Annotated in this window: 11 protein-coding genes; 7 read left to right on the forward strand and 4 right to left on the reverse strand. The window is 71.7% G+C overall.

The window, feature by feature from the left end; genetic code table 11:
• Positions 1-565 precede the first annotated feature (565 nt).
• On the forward strand, positions 566-1,015 hold the full coding sequence (locus ACZ7OY_RS21290) for a PTS sugar transporter subunit IIA (protein WP_471912813.1): 450 nt from the start codon (positions 566-568) through the stop codon (positions 1,013-1,015).
• Positions 1,016-1,090: 75 nt separating this feature from the next.
• On the forward strand, positions 1,091-2,761 hold the full coding sequence (gene ptsP / locus ACZ7OY_RS21295) for a phosphoenolpyruvate--protein phosphotransferase (protein ID WP_471912814.1): 1,671 nt from the start codon (positions 1,091-1,093) through the stop codon (positions 2,759-2,761).
• Between the two features lie 68 nt (positions 2,762-2,829).
• Here the strand turns inward: ptsP and ACZ7OY_RS21300 are convergent, their stop codons facing one another.
• Positions 2,830-3,723, reverse strand: coding sequence for a hypothetical protein (locus tag ACZ7OY_RS21300; protein WP_471912815.1), 894 nt, complete (start codon positions 3,721-3,723; stop codon positions 2,830-2,832).
• A gap of 101 nt (positions 3,724-3,824) precedes the next feature.
• Here ACZ7OY_RS21300 and ACZ7OY_RS21305 point away from each other — a divergent pair, with 101 nt between their 5' ends.
• On the forward strand, positions 3,825-3,965 hold the full coding sequence (locus ACZ7OY_RS21305) for a hypothetical protein (RefSeq protein ID WP_471912816.1): 141 nt from the start codon (positions 3,825-3,827) through the stop codon (positions 3,963-3,965).
• A 21-nt stretch (positions 3,966-3,986) separates the two neighbouring features.
• Here the strand turns inward: ACZ7OY_RS21305 and ACZ7OY_RS21310 are convergent, their stop codons facing one another.
• Positions 3,987-5,954, reverse strand: coding sequence for an acetoacetate--CoA ligase (locus ACZ7OY_RS21310; RefSeq protein ID WP_471912817.1), 1,968 nt, complete (start codon positions 5,952-5,954; stop codon positions 3,987-3,989).
• 213 nt (positions 5,955-6,167) lie between these two features.
• Here ACZ7OY_RS21310 and ACZ7OY_RS21315 point away from each other — a divergent pair, with 213 nt between their 5' ends.
• Complete coding sequence (locus ACZ7OY_RS21315; RefSeq protein WP_471912818.1) at positions 6,168-8,546, forward strand: glycoside hydrolase family 31 protein; 2,379 nt, start codon at positions 6,168-6,170, stop codon at positions 8,544-8,546.
• Here the strand turns inward: ACZ7OY_RS21315 and ACZ7OY_RS21320 are convergent.
• Positions 8,537-9,073 (reverse strand): NUDIX domain-containing protein, encoded by a 537-nt coding sequence (locus ACZ7OY_RS21320; protein WP_471912819.1) that lies wholly within the window; start codon positions 9,071-9,073, stop codon positions 8,537-8,539. The two genes, ACZ7OY_RS21315 and ACZ7OY_RS21320, sit on opposite strands and share 10 nt — an antisense overlap.
• Before the next feature lie 46 nt (positions 9,074-9,119).
• Complete coding sequence (locus ACZ7OY_RS21325) at positions 9,120-9,965, reverse strand: M15 family metallopeptidase (RefSeq protein ID WP_471912820.1); 846 nt, start codon at positions 9,963-9,965, stop codon at positions 9,120-9,122.
• 142 nt (positions 9,966-10,107) lie between these two features.
• On the opposite strand from ACZ7OY_RS21325, the gene ACZ7OY_RS21330 reads away from it, so the two are divergent.
• From ACZ7OY_RS21330 to ACZ7OY_RS21340, 3 genes are all read left to right on the forward strand, one after another.
• Positions 10,108-10,527 (forward strand): Zn-ribbon domain-containing OB-fold protein, encoded by a 420-nt coding sequence (locus ACZ7OY_RS21330; protein WP_471913127.1) that lies wholly within the window; start codon positions 10,108-10,110, stop codon positions 10,525-10,527.
• 4 nt (positions 10,528-10,531) lie between these two features.
• Positions 10,532-11,722: a lipid-transfer protein gene (locus ACZ7OY_RS21335; protein WP_471912821.1), complete on the forward strand. Its 1,191-nt coding sequence runs from the start codon at positions 10,532-10,534 to the stop codon at positions 11,720-11,722.
• A gap of 145 nt (positions 11,723-11,867) precedes the next feature.
• Positions 11,868-13,520, forward strand: a complete 1,653-nt coding sequence (locus ACZ7OY_RS21340) for an EAL domain-containing protein (RefSeq protein WP_471912822.1) — start codon at positions 11,868-11,870, stop codon at positions 13,518-13,520.
• Positions 13,521-13,668 lie beyond the last annotated feature (148 nt).

The following is a 13,668-nucleotide window of genomic DNA, read 5'->3' on the forward strand; positions in this document are numbered from 1 at the left end:
TGAATGTTTACCGGTAATCCGGTTGACACACACGAGAGCGGTGCAAGAGGAGGAATGATCCTCTCGCACACAGCGTCCTCGCTGTGATTTTTCAAGGGAACCTCGTCCCAGCCGATAGGCCGGAGACGGGGTATCAACATATCTGGCGTTGATTTTTGGCACGCTGTTGAGTTCTCAAGGAACGGACGCTTCCTTTGTACTCACCCGAGAGAATCTCTCGTGGCTTTCCTCCGGGCGCTTCCCTTCGGTGTTCCCAACTCTATCAGCGTTTTTCCGTCTCCCTGACCATCGTCCCGCAGGCATGCGGAAGACGATCCCGAGATAGGATCTGACAAGTTGGGTTCTGCCGGGCGAGGGCACCTCATGGCGCCGCTCATCCCCAAGCAGGAGTACGACTGTACCCGGGCCCACGAGGCGGTGCAAATCCAAACGGGATGTGGTCTAGACCACCATTGGTACGTATCGTGCGGAACCGGCACTTCATATGACATAACCTGCTGCCGAGTGGGCCGCCCCGCACCTGCAATGACGGCCCGTATGCAGCTCCACCCCCGGGAGGCTCCTTATGACCACCGTGACGTCCCCTGTCGAAGGACGCGCCATCGGACTGGCCGCTGTGCCGGATCCGGTCTTCTCCGGAGCCATGGTCGGCCCGGGAACCGCTGTCGACCCCGTGCGTGAGCCTTCGGTGGCAGTCGCCCCGGTGAGCGGCGTCGTCGTTTCCCTCCACCCGCACGCGTTCGTCGTCGTCGACGAGAACGGTCACGGCGTTCTCACCCACCTCGGGATCGACACCGTGCAGCTCAACGGCGAGGGCTTCGAGCTGCTGGTCAACAAGGGGGACACCGTGGTGTGCGGACAGGCCGTCATCCGCTGGGACCCTGCCGCCGTCGAGGCCGCAGGCAAGTCCGCGGTGTGCCCGATCGTGGCACTGGAGGCCGCGGCCGAGGCTCTCTCCGAACTCCGCGAGGACGGCGACGTAAAGGCCGGCGACAGCCTCTTCGTCTGGAACTGAGGTCGGCGCCGTCCCACGACGGCGAGTCGGACAACCACCGCGGCGGACCCGCCGCACTAGCCGGAGACGGGTGACATGGAGACAACTCTGCGAGGCGTCGGCGTAAGCCACGGAGTGGCGATCGGAGAGGTTCGGCACATGGGAACGGCGGTCCTCGAACCGCCGGCCAAGCAGATCCAGGCGGAAGACGCGGAACGCGAGCAGGGTCGTGCCCGCCAGGCGGTCGAGGCGGTGGCCGCGGACCTGACGGCGCGCGGCAACCTCGCGGGCGGCGAAGCTCAGCACGTGCTCGAGGCTCAGGCCATGATGGCCCAGGACCCCGAGCTGATGGCGGACGTGGACCGGCGGATCGCCGTCGGCAGCACCGCGGAGCGTGCGGTGTACGACGCCTTCGCCTCCTACCGCGAGCTGCTGGCGAACGCGGGTGAGTACCTCGCCGGTCGCGTGGCCGACCTCGACGACGTGCGGAACCGTATCGTCGCCCGGCTGCTCGGAGTGCCCATGCCGGGCGTCCCGGACAGCGACGAGCCGTACGTCCTGGTCGCGCGTGACCTCGCCCCGGCCGACACGGCCCTGCTCGACCCGACCCTGGTGCTCGGCTTCGTCACCGAGGAGGGCGGGCCGACCAGCCACAGCGCGATCCTGGCGCGGGCACTCGGGGTGCCGGCCGTGGTGGCGCTGCCCGGTGCCGGTGAGCTCGCCGAGGGAACGCCCATCGCTGTCGACGGCAGCACCGGTGAGATCTTCGTCCGCCCGAGCGAGGAGAAGAGCGCGCAGCTGCGGGCCGCGGCCGCCGAGCGCAAGGCCGCGCTGGCTGCCTCGACCGGGCCGGGCGCCACCGCCGACGGACACAAGATCCCGCTGCTGGCGAACGTCGGTGGCCCCTCCGACGTGCCTGCCGCCGTCGCGGCCGGGGCCGAGGGTGTCGGTCTGTTCCGCACCGAGTTCCTCTTCCTGGACGACAGCAAGAAGGCGCCGTCCGAGGAGAAGCAGATCGAGGCCTACCGTCAGGTTCTCGAGGCGTTCCCCGAGGGGCGGGTCGTCGTCCGTGTCCTGGACGCCGGTGCGGACAAACCGCTCGACTTCCTGACCCCGGCCGACGAACCGAACCCGGCACTCGGTGTGCGCGGGCTGCGGACGCTGCTGGACCACCCCGACGTGCTGCACACCCAGCTCACCGCGTTGGCGAAGGCGGCCGACGGACTGCCGGTCTACCTCGAGGTGATGGCCCCGATGGTGGCGGACCGCGCCGATGCGAAGGCGTTCGCCGACGCGTGTCGCGAGGCGGGACTGCGGGCGAAGTTCGGCGCGATGGTGGAGATTCCGTCGGCCGCACTGCGGGCGCGTTCGATCCTTCAGGAGGTCGAGTTCCTGTCGCTGGGAACGAACGACCTCGCGCAGTACACCTTCGCGGCCGACCGGCAGGTGGGCGCGGTGTCCCGTCTCCAGGATCCGTGGCAGCCCGCGCTGCTCGACCTGGTCGCGCTGTCCGCGGATGCGGCGAAGGCCGAGGGCAAGAGCTGTGGTGTCTGTGGTGAGGCCGCGTCGGACCCGCTGCTCGCCTGTGTGCTGACGGGGCTGGGTGTCACCTCTCTTTCCATGGGAGCGGCGTCGCTTCCTTATGTCCGGTCGGCGCTGGCGAAGCACACGCTGGCCCAGTGCGAGCGGGCCGCCGCCGCGGCTCGGGCCGCGGACAGTGCCGCGGAGGCACGTGAGGCGGCTCGGGCGGTGCTGTCCGGCGAGTAGCCGGACCGGGCCGGCCGTCGGCCGTTCGTGCGGGGCGCTCCACCACTGGGTGGGGCGCCCCGCATCGTTCAGTGGTGGTGGCCCGGGGTCGGCCCGTCCGTCCGGAGGTCGGGCGGTTCGCAGTAGTCGACGCCGGACTCCGGGGAGATCAGGTCCCCGTTCTCCACGTCGGTGCAGTAGGCGTCGAAGACCTCGCCCGCGGTGAGGGGCACCAGGTCCTCACCGCGCAGGCGCCACCCGTAGATCCGGTCGGGGTTGCCGGGTGCGCTGGTCCTCATGACGATGCCGCCGGGGCTGCGGGTGCCGATACCGAGGGCCAGGACCGTGGTGAACTCGAGCGCTTCGGCCTCGTCGAGCGATGTGTCCCCGTCGGTGTCGTCGTCCGCGTGGAGGACGGCGACGAGTGTCTCGGGGGTGGTGGAGACGCTGCATACGAGGTGCCGGTCGCCGGGCGGGGCCGTGTCCAGGATGCGGGCCACGAGATGCCAGGCGCGGGCGAAGGCGGCGCGGCCGATGTCCTCGCCGCAGGATGCGCAGGTGCCGAGGCGGGCGAGGAGTGTCGTCGCGTACTCCCAGGTGGCCTGTCGGACGGCCTCGTCGACGAGGGTGGGCACGAGGTCGCTGAGCGGCTCGCCGTCGTAGGGGACGGTGGGGCCGGTGGCCGCGAGTTCGGCGGTGAAGCGGGTACGGCTGGCGGGGTCGTCGGGGTCGAGGTCGGCGGCCGCGCAGTACTCGGCGTACTCCTGCGGGTCGAAGAGCGCGACCGTGGTGTGGTTGCCCTGCGTCGCCCGGATCCTGAGGAGCGTCTCCACGTGTTCCAGGTAGGTCGCGTGATCGTCGAATGCGAAGCTGCGGTAGCGGAGCATGGCGCGGAAGTCGTGTTCGTCGGTCAGCAGGCCGATGGTTCCGGCGATCTCGCGGCGTAGGACACGTCGCATGGTCCGGGCGTCGGTGAGTGCCATGTTTCCCCCTGTGCATGGTCGATCAATTCTCACTCACAGTAATCGGCACCACTGACAATGAGGGTTCGGCGGGGCGTTCACGGGCCGCACCCTGCCGAAACGTGCAGGTCACGGCAATGGAGTCGTCGAAGGAGGCCCAGCCTGCCGATCCTGCGACGATGGCGGTGGTGACGGTCGGTGGGCGGCCGGCCTCGGACCTCGCCGCCGTGCTCGGCGGGTCCGTGGCCGCCCACGGGGGATGACCGGTTCCTCCCGGCGGAGGGTCAGGCGCGCTTGCGGGCGAGGTCCTCGTAGAAGTGGAGCAGTTCGAGGTTGTCGATGGAGCCGGGGTTGACCGCCTTCTCGAGCGCGGTGCCCTGGAGCAGTCGCTTGACGGGGACCTCGATGCGCTTTCCGGTCAGGGTGTGCGGGATGCCGGGGACCTCGATGACCTCGTCCGGGACATGACGGGGTGAGAGCTGTTCCCGGATGGTCCGCTTGATGCGGTCCAGCAGGGCGTCGTCGAGGACCGCTCCCGGGGCCAGGTGCACGAAGAGGGGCATCCAGTAGCCGCCGTCGGGCTGCTCGATGCCGATGACGAGGGATTCCTTGATCTCGGGGAGGCGTTCGACGGCTTCGTAGATGTCGGCGGAGCCCATCCGGACGCCCTGGCGGTTGAGGGTGGAGTCGGAGCGTCCGTGGATGACGACGGAGCCGCGTGAGGTGACCGTGATCCAGTCGCCGTGGCGCCACACGCCGGGATACGTGTCGAAGTAGCTGTCGTGGTAGCGGCTGCCGTCGAGGTCGTTCCAGAAGCGGACGGGCATCGAGGGCATGGGGTTGGTGACCACGAGTTCGCCGACCTCCTCGACGACGGGCCGGCCGTCGGGGTCCCAGGACTGTAGGTCGGTGCCGAGGCCGGGTGCCTGGAGTTCCCCGATGTGCACGGGGAGGGTGGGGACGGCTCCCGCGAAGCAGGAGCAGACGTCCGTGCCGCCGCTGACGGAGGCGATCCAGAGGTCGTCGCCCACCTCGTCGTGCAGCCACCGGAACCCGTCGGGCGGCAGGGGCGAACCGGTGGTGGCGACACACCGCACCCGGGAGAGGTCGAAGTCGCGCGAGGGGTGGACGTCCGCCTTGCGGCACGCCATGACGTAGGCGGCCGAGGTGCCGTAGAGGGTGGCCCCGGTGCGTTCGGCCACCCGCCACTGGGCGCCTGTGTCGGGGTAGCCGGGGCTGCCGTCGTAGAGGACGACCGTGGTGCCGGTGAGCAGGCCGGAGACGAGGAAGTTCCACATCATCCAGCCGGTCGAGGTGTACCAGAAGAAGCGGTCCTCGGGGCCGAGGTCGCAGTGCAGGCCGAGCTGCTTGAGGTGCTCGACCAGGATGCCGCCCTGGGACTGGACGATGGCCTTGGGCAGGCCTGTCGTGCCGGAGGAGTACAGCACCCACAGGGGGTGCTCGAAGGGCACCTGTTCGAAGACGGGCTCCACGTCCGCGGCGGTCAGCGCCGACCATTCGAGTGCGCCTTCGGGTGCCTCGGTGCCCAGGAGGGGGATGTGGACGACGGCGCGCAGGGTCGGCAGTTCGCGGCGCAGTTCGGCGACGGTCTCGCGACGGTCGTGCTCCTTGCCGCCGTAGCGGTAGCCGTCGACGGTGAACAGGACGACGGGTTCGACCTGCTGGAAGCGGTCGAGGACGCTGCGGGCGCCGAAGTCGGGAGCGCAGGAGGTCCAGACGCCGCCCACGGCCGCGGTCGCCAGGAGGGCCACGACGGCCTCCGGGATGTTCGGGAGGTAGCCGCTGACGCGGTCTCCGGGGCGTACGCCGAGCGCGCGCAGTTCGGCGGCCAGGGAGCCGACCTGGCGGCGCAGTTCGGACCAGGTCACCGGGCGCGGGTCATGGGTCTCGTCGACGTGGAGGAGGGCCGGTTCGTCCGGACGGGTGGCGGCGGCGCGCAGCGCGTGCTCGGCGTAGTTCAGCGTCGCCCCGGGGAACCACTCGGCGCCCGGCATCGACCGGTCGCCCAGCACGCGTGCGTAGGGGGTGGAGAACCGTACGTCGAACCACTCCGTGACGGCCTTCCAGAAGGTGTCCAGCTCGTCCACCGACCAGCGGTGCAGCGCGGGGTAGCCGCCCTCGGCCGGGGCTCCGTGCCGTTCGGCCGCCCAAGCCTGGAACCTGGTGACCTGCGCCTGGGCACTACGCTCCGGATCGGGTTGCCAGAGCGGCTGGGGGTTCACGATCGACATGGGGCGGCTCCCGGACTGTGCGCATGGTGTGCGTCGGTCGCGCACGGGCTGGGTTGTGCGCATGACGCGGCTGACACGGACGATGCCATGTGATCGACTTCAGCACCAGGGTGGGTCCCACATAGTCCGCGTGATGAAGATGTGGTGCCGGCCAGGGTGAACGGAAGTTGAACGCCACGCATTCTCGGCGGGGTCAATGGCAGGGTGAGCAGCATGGACGGTCGTGACGTGGTGCGTTCGATGATGGCGGTCGGCTCCGCGGGGGCCGCCCAGAGGTTGCGCACCATGCGGGCCGCGTGGCGCAGGAGGCGCGTCGATGCCGCCGGTCTGCCGCCGCGGGGCGTGGAGCGGGCCAGGGTGCCCGGTCCGGTGCAGAGCGCCGAGCCGGGTCCGGGCGGTGGCACGCTGCGGTTCAGCCGCTCCGAGCTGCGGATCCTCGTCACCATGAACGGGGCGGTGTTCTGGGGGTGGGACGGGGCCGGTCCCGAGCCGTCGTACGCGCTGGCGGGGCGCTGCCCTCAGCCCGATCCGCGGGCGGTGCTGGAGCCGGACAAGGACGGTGGCTGGCGGGTCGTGGCGGAGCGCGTGACGATCGCGGTCTCGCGGCACGGCGCGGTCGAGGTGCGCACCCCGGGAGGGGTGACGCTCCGTCGCGACCTGCCGCCGCGCTGGTGGGAGCCCGCCGCCGGCGGGCCGGCCCGTTGGATGCAGCGCTCGGAGGTGTCCGCGGACGCGCGGTTCTTCGGGCTGGGAGGGCGGGCGTCCGGCCCCCGGCTGCGGAACGGGACGTACCGGCTGTGGAACACGGGCCCCGACCGGCCCTTCACGGCCGGCGACGACCCCCTGCACGTCACCATGCCGGTGCAGCTCGTCGTGGCCGACGCGGCCACTCATCTGGTGTTCCACGACACCTCGTGGGACGGCACGGTGGCTCTGCGGGAGGGTGAGGAGGGCGCCGGTTCCGGGCACGACCGGCCCGGCAGATGCGAACTGCGGATGGACGGCGGCCCGCTGCGCTGTTGGGTGATGGTGGGCACCCCCGCGCGCGTGCTGCTGGCCTGGGCCTCGCTCACCGGCGCGCCCGCGTTGCCGCCGGCCTGGGCGCTCGGGCACCAGCACGTGCGCCGGGGGGTCGGCGGCGAGCGGGAGGTCCGGCGGATCGTCGCGGGCCACAAGGAGCACGGTCTGCCGCTCGACGCCGTCCACCTCGGCGTCGGCCACTACGACGAGCACCAGGTGTTCACGGTCGACCGCAGTCGTTTCCCCGGGCTGCCGGGGCTCGCCAAGGAGTTGCGCCGAGACGGGATCCGCCTGGTGTCGATCGTCGACCCGGCGGTCAGGGCCACCTCGGGGAACGCTGTGTACGACGGCGGGGACGCCTTGGACGCCTTCGTCCGGGACGCCGCCGGGGAGTCCGTCCAGGGGGTCGCGCGCGCCGGGGAGGCGGTGTACCCGGACTTCACGCACGCGCGCGTACGCAAGTGGTGGGGCGGTCTGTACGCGGAGCGGCTGGCGCAGGGCTTCTCGGGGTTCTGGCACGACATGGACGAGCCGACCTCGTTCACGGCGTTCGGCGAGTCCACGCTGCCGCGGTCGGCCCGGCACTCGCTCGACGAGCGGGGCGGTGACCATCGCGAGGCGCACAACGTCTATGCGCTGTGCATGGCGAGGGCGGCGCACGAGGGGCTGCGGGAACTGGCACCCCAGGAGCGTCCGTTCGTCCTCTCCCGGTCCGGGTGGGCGGGCATGCAGCGGTACGGGGGCGCGTCGTCCGGTGCCGTGGCGACCGGCTGGCCCGGACTGCGGGTGTCGCTGTCGCTGGTCATGGGGCTGGGGCTGTGCGGGGTGCCGTACTCGGGGCCGGACGTGGGCGGCTTCGGCGGGACCCCGTCGCCCGAGCTGTATGTGCGCTGGCTCCAGCTGGGCTCGTATCTGCCGCTGTTGCGTACCCGGGCGAGCCTGCGCGCGGGGGACGGGGAGCCGTGGGACTTCGGTACGGACACGCTGGAGCACGCGCGCGTGGCGCTCGCGGGACGCCGGCGGCTCCTGCCGTACTTCATGACGCTGGCGCATCTGGCCAGACGTACGGGTGCGCCGTACGTACGCCCGCTGTGGTGGAGCACTCCCGGGGACCGGGTGCTGCGTGACTGCGAGGACGCATTCCTGCTGGGCGACTGTCTGCTGGTGGCACCGGTGCTCGATCCGGGTGCGGACCGGCGTGCGGTGCAGCTGCCACGCGGTCTCTGGTACGACACGGCGACGGAACAGCCGTACGAGGGGCCCGGCCAGGTCCTGGTGGACGCCCCCTTGTCGCGGATACCGGTGTTCGCGCGCGCGGGTGCGGTGATTCCCGTGCAGGGCGAGGACGACCGCCTGGAGCTGGAGGTGTGGGCCCCGGCCCCGGACCGCACGGGAGGCGGCCTGGTCGTCCGGGACAGGGGCGACGGCTGGGAAGAGGCGGAGGCGGAGCGCTACACGACCCGCTGGGCGGACCGGCGCGTGGTCGTCGAGCGGGAGGGGCGGGACGGCGGGCACGAACCGTCCCACCCGGTGCGCGTACGGGGACTCGCCGGGCGCGAGGTTCAGGCGTAACGGCCCTCGAAGAACCCCCGCACGGCCAGGGTGTGCAACGGGAAGGCGAGTTCCGCGGGCCGGCGCAGCAGGTGCCAGCCCGCGGTCTCGTCCGTGGCCGCGGAGGCGGGGAGCCGGTCCGCCGGACGCTCGGGAAGGAGTCCGAACAGCAGCAGGTGGCCGTCCGGGGAGCTCATCGCGTCGGCGAGCCGGACCTCGCGGCTCGTGGCGTCGATCCCGGTCTCCTCCATGAGCTCGCGCACGACGGCGTGCCGCCAGTCCTCGCGGTCGTCGATGAAGCCGCCCGGCAACGCGGTGCCCCCGCGCGCGGGGGCGATGGTTCGGGTGATGACGACCAGCGCGGTGCCCGACGCGTCGTACACGGGCTGGAGCGCGACCGCCACGGGAAGCGGGTTGCGGTAGGCGACGGTGCCGCAGGCGGGGCAGGTGCGGGGCCAGCCGGAGACGCCCTCTCCATAAGGCGCTCCGCAGCTCGAACAGTGGCTGCCGGGCGCGGAGTTGGGAACGGTATGTGGATTTTCGGACACGCGGCGGACTGTATCCGATGCTGGAGAGGGCGTCGCCCCCGGCTGCTCAGCGGCGTCCGGTGAGGGACCTGGCGGAGACGGGGAAGTCGAAGTAGGTGTCCGGGTAGGGCTCGGGCTTGAAGGTGTAGTGCCACCATTCCTCGGCGAGGTTCACGAAGCCGAGACCTTCCAAGGTGCTCTTGAGCAGCAGTCTGTTGGCGCGCTGCTCGCCCTGGACGCGCGGGTCGAGCGTATGGGCCAGGGTGTCGAAGCAGTCGAACCCGGTGCCCATGTCGACGGAGTTGTCGGGGAAGCGCTCGCTCCTCGGCGCATGGCAGGAAACCAGGGGCTCGCCCGGGACGTAGGGCCGGGTCGGCACGGCCGGGAGCCTGACGATCGTGAGGTCGGTCGTCGAGCCGCGGCTGTGGCCGGACTTCTCGGCGATGTAGCCGTCCTCGAACAGCCGGGTCTTGTCCACGTCGGGGTAGAACTCGCTCTTCATCCGCTGGTCGTCGAGGTTCTCGGCCCAGCGCACGAAGTGGTCGACGGCGCGCTGCGGCCGGTAGCAGTCGTAGACCTTCAGGCTGTAGCCCTGGCGCAGCAGGCGGGTCTGGGCCCGGTGGAGGGCTTCGGCGGCCGGGTGGGTGAGGAGGCACAGGGGCTGCTCGTAGCCGTCGATGCGCGCGCCGACGAAATTGTGCGGGGTGATGTAGCGCATCTCCTGGATGATCGTGGGGTCGACGGTTCTCAGCGCCACGAAGCCGGCCGGGGCCTTGGGGTCGGTGCCCGCCCGCGCGGTCGCGGTCGCGGAGGCGGCGGTCGCGGAGGCGGCGGTCGCGGAGGCGGCGTTCATGGCCAGCAGGGCGGCGAGCACGGTGATCAGGGCGCGTAAGGCGCCGGCAGGTCGCGTCATGCCTCCTGCGTCTATCAGGAACAGGTCCGGCGGGGGAAGCGGTCGTCTGCGGCCCTGCCCAATTCCGGTGACCCGTGACACACTTCTGACGTCCCGTCAGATCCGTTGTCGAGGAGGCGCCGTGGCACGCACCCGCACACCGGTGGTCGACGGATGGTTCACCGGCGGCCCGGAGGACTTCCGGCTCCTCGGCACCCGCTGCTCGGCCTGCGCCTGCGTCTTCTTCCCTCGCGAGGACACCCACTGCCGGAATCCCGGCTGTCCGGGGGGCGAGCTGACGGAGGTGCCGTTGTCGCGGCGCGGACGTGTCTGGTCGTACACGGACAGCAGATACCGGCCACCGTCACCCTATGTGACCGACCCGGAACTTCCGTGGGAGCCGTACGCGTTGATCGCTGTGGAGCTGGAGTCCGAGCGGATCGTGGTGCTGGGTCAGGCGGCTCCCGGGGTCACCGTCGCCGATCTGACGGTGGGCATGGAGGTGGAGGTCGTCCCCGGCGTGCTGCACGAGGACCCGGAGACGACCTGGACGACCTGGAACTGGCGGCCGACGGGGGTGTGAGCGCATGACGGACGATGTGGCGGTGCTCGGCGCGGGGATGCACCCGTGGGGCAAGTGGGGCCGCGGCTTCGTGGAGTACGGGGCGGTGGCGGCCCGCGCGGCCCTCGCCGACGCGGGGCTGGACTGGCGCGACGTCGGCTCGATCGTGGGTGCGGACACGGTCCGCGGCGGCTACCCGGGGTATGTGGCGGGGGCGACCTTCGCCAAGGCGCTGGGCTGGCAGGGGGCCCGGGTGACCAGCGTGTACGCGGCCTGCGCGTCCGGCGCCCAGGCGGTGGGCACAGCACGCGCGCAGATCCTGGCGGGCCTGGCGGACGTCGTGCTCGTGGTGGGGGCGGACGCCGCGCCCAAGGGGTTCTTCCGGCCCGCGGACGGGGACCGGCCCGACGATCCCGACTGGCTGCGTTTCCGGGTGCTCGGGGCGACGAATCCGGTGTACTTCGGGCTGTTCGCGCGTCGGCGCATGGCCGAGCACGGAGACACGACCGAGGACTTCGCGCAGGTCAAGGTGAAGAACGCGGCGATGGGGTCGCTGAATCCGTACGCGCGCTACCGCTCGCGGGTCACCGCGGAGGAGGTCGCCGCCTCCGCGGTGGTCGCCGATCCGCTTAGGCTGCTCGACATCTGCGCCACCTCGGACGGCGGGGCGGCACTGGTGCTGTCCAGCATGGAGTTCGCGCGCCGCAACTCATCGTCCGAACCGGTGCGGATCCGTGCGGTTTCCACGGTGACACCGCGGTTTCCGCACACCGTCCTCGACCTGCCGGACATCGCCACGGACTCGGCGGCCGTGGTGGAGCCCGCCGCCGACCCGTTCCGCGCGTCGATCGCACGGTCCGCCTACGAGGAGGCGGGCATCGGTCCCGAGGACCTGTCCCTCGCCGAGGTCTACGACCTGTCCACCGCACTGGAGTTGCAGTGGTACGAGGATCTGGGACTGTGCGGCGGAGGTGAGGGCGCGAAACTGCTGCGCGAGGGCGCGACGGGGCCGGGCGGGCGCATACCCGTCAACGCGAGCGGAGGGCTGGCCTCCTTCGGGGAGGCGGTCCCGGCCCAGGCGATCGCCCAGGTGTGCGAGCTGACCTGGCAGTTGAGGGGCACCGCGGGGGACCGCCAGATCCCGGGTGCGCGCGTGGGGATCAGCACCAACCAGGGGCTGTTCGGGCACGGGTCGGCGGTCGTCGCCGTCCGCTGAACGCGGGCCGGACGGCCGCGGCGGCAGGGTGGCGAACCCGGGCGCACACCCCGCTTCTTCCACTCTGTGTGATCACCTGGGAATCCTGCGTGAACGTCTTATGAACTGGGCTTGGGCGTACGCCGGTAGCGCCATCATGCTTCCCGTGCACTCCTGGGCGGATACTCTCCGTTTCGCATTCCAACCGGTGATCAACCTCTCGACCGGCGGGGTCGCGGGGCTGGAGATTCTTGCCCGCCCCGAGACCGGCGACATCCTGGCCGAGGCCCGGCGCAACCCCGAGGTCGACGGCAGGCTGGCGGTGCTGGCGATCCGGGCCGCGGCTCGCAAGGAGGCGCTGCTGCCCCTGCACGTGAACGTGTTCGCCGGCACGCTGGCCGACCTCGGCGGACTCACCACGCTGCACAGCGCGGTGCGGCAGGCCGGACGGATGCCCTGGGAGGTGACGGTCGACGTCGGGCCGCCCTTCACCCATGTGCCGCAGAAAGCGCTCCTGGACGCGGTGCACACGCTGCGCGGGCAGGGCTTCCGGATCAGCGCGGACGGGGTCGGGGACGGGGACGTACCCCTGCGTCTGCTCACGGACATGGCGCCCGACCTGGTGAAACTCGACGCGTCACTGCTGGCGCGGCCGGCCGCGGTACGAGCGATGCGCACCCTGTGCGACGGACTCGGGGCGCTGCTGTGCGTCGAGGCCGTGGAGACCGAACTCCAGTACGCGGCCGCGCTCTCGGCCGGTGCACAGCTGGCGCAGGGCGAGCTGTTCGCGGCGCCTTCCCGGTTGCCCGCGGTGGACGTATACGTTCCGCCGCGCTCCCCCGATGCCCTGCCCCATCCACACTCGGGCCCGTCGATCCGGGAGTTCGTGCGCCCGGCCGCGCTGCTGCCCGTGACCGCGTCCGCCGCGCAGGTACGGCAGCTGCTGACCGGGGCGCCGGAGGTGTCCGGGGTGCTGCTCGTGGACCGGACCGGGGTGCCCGTCAGGTCCGTGCACCGCTCCAGGTTCCTGTTGTCGATGTCGGGACGGTACGGGCACGCGCTGTACGCCGATCGGCCTGCCGTGAAGCTGGGCGACACGCCCCGCACCATCGGCATCGACGCCACCGCGTGGGAGGTGCTCGACGTGGTGGCGGTGGGCGGTCGCGGGCGGACCTCGGACGATGTGGCGGTGGTCGACCACGACGGCCGGTGCCTGGGCGTCGTACGGCTCGCGGACCTGGTGCGGGCGCTGGCCGAGTCCCGGGTCGAGGAGGCGGCCGGGCTCAATCCGCTGACGCGGCTGCCGGGCTCCGACACGATCACCGGTGAGGTCGACCGGCGGATCGCGACCGGCCGGACGTTCGCGCTGAGCTGGCTGGACGTGGACCACTTCAAGCAGGTCAACGACGGAGCCGGGTTCGCGGCGGGCGACGAGCTGATCCGCTCGGTGGCCCGCGTGCTCCAACGGGCCGCGACCGCGGGCGCCCGGGTGGGGCACATCGGCGGGGACGACTTCCTGGTGCTCGCCGATCCGGACGGCCTGGAGCCACTGGCCGGTGCCGTGCTGGACGCGCCCTGGTCCGCGGGCGGACGGCCCGTGACGCTCTCCCTGGCCACGGTCGTGTGCACGCCCGGCAGTGTGACGGACCACCGGCAGGCCGCCGCCTGGCTGGCGCCCTTGAAGAAGACGGCGAAGGCGTTGCAGGGCACCAGTTGGGTCCTGGGGCACGCGGGACTGTCCGGGTACGAGGTCCTGCGCGGCTCGGGGGCGGCCCCCGCCGGAGCCCAGTGGGCGGTGGCCGAACCCGGCACGGGGTGAGCGGCATGGGGCGCCGGGGCGGCCACCGGGTCCCACGGGACGGGCGGACCTCGGCGGGGCTGCGGACGCCGGGTGTTCTGGTCGGCCGGTCGGAGACGCGGGGCGCCGGAGGCCGGTCGGAGACACGGGAGACGCGGCAGGCCGGTCG

This window comes from Streptomyces sp. NPDC107559, from assembly GCF_055657365.1.

What these genes read in the sequence shown, in the direction of transcription:
- ACZ7OY_RS21290 (WP_471912813.1), top strand. Translation starts at nt 566, where the DNA reads ATGACCACCGTGACGTCCCCTGTCGAAGGACGCGCCATCGGACTGGCC.
- ptsP (WP_471912814.1), top strand. Translation starts at nt 1,091, where the DNA reads ATGGAGACAACTCTGCGAGGCGTCGGCGTAAGCCACGGAGTGGCGATC.
- ACZ7OY_RS21300 (WP_471912815.1), bottom strand. Translation starts at nt 3,723, where the DNA reads ATGGCACTCACCGACGCCCGGACCATGCGACGTGTCCTACGCCGCGAG.
- ACZ7OY_RS21310 (WP_471912817.1), bottom strand. Translation starts at nt 5,954, where the DNA reads ATGTCGATCGTGAACCCCCAGCCGCTCTGGCAACCCGATCCGGAGCGT.
- ACZ7OY_RS21315 (WP_471912818.1), top strand. Translation starts at nt 6,168, where the DNA reads ATGGACGGTCGTGACGTGGTGCGTTCGATGATGGCGGTCGGCTCCGCG.
- ACZ7OY_RS21325 (WP_471912820.1), bottom strand. Translation starts at nt 9,965, where the DNA reads ATGACGCGACCTGCCGGCGCCTTACGCGCCCTGATCACCGTGCTCGCC.
- ACZ7OY_RS21335 (WP_471912821.1), top strand. Translation starts at nt 10,532, where the DNA reads ATGACGGACGATGTGGCGGTGCTCGGCGCGGGGATGCACCCGTGGGGC.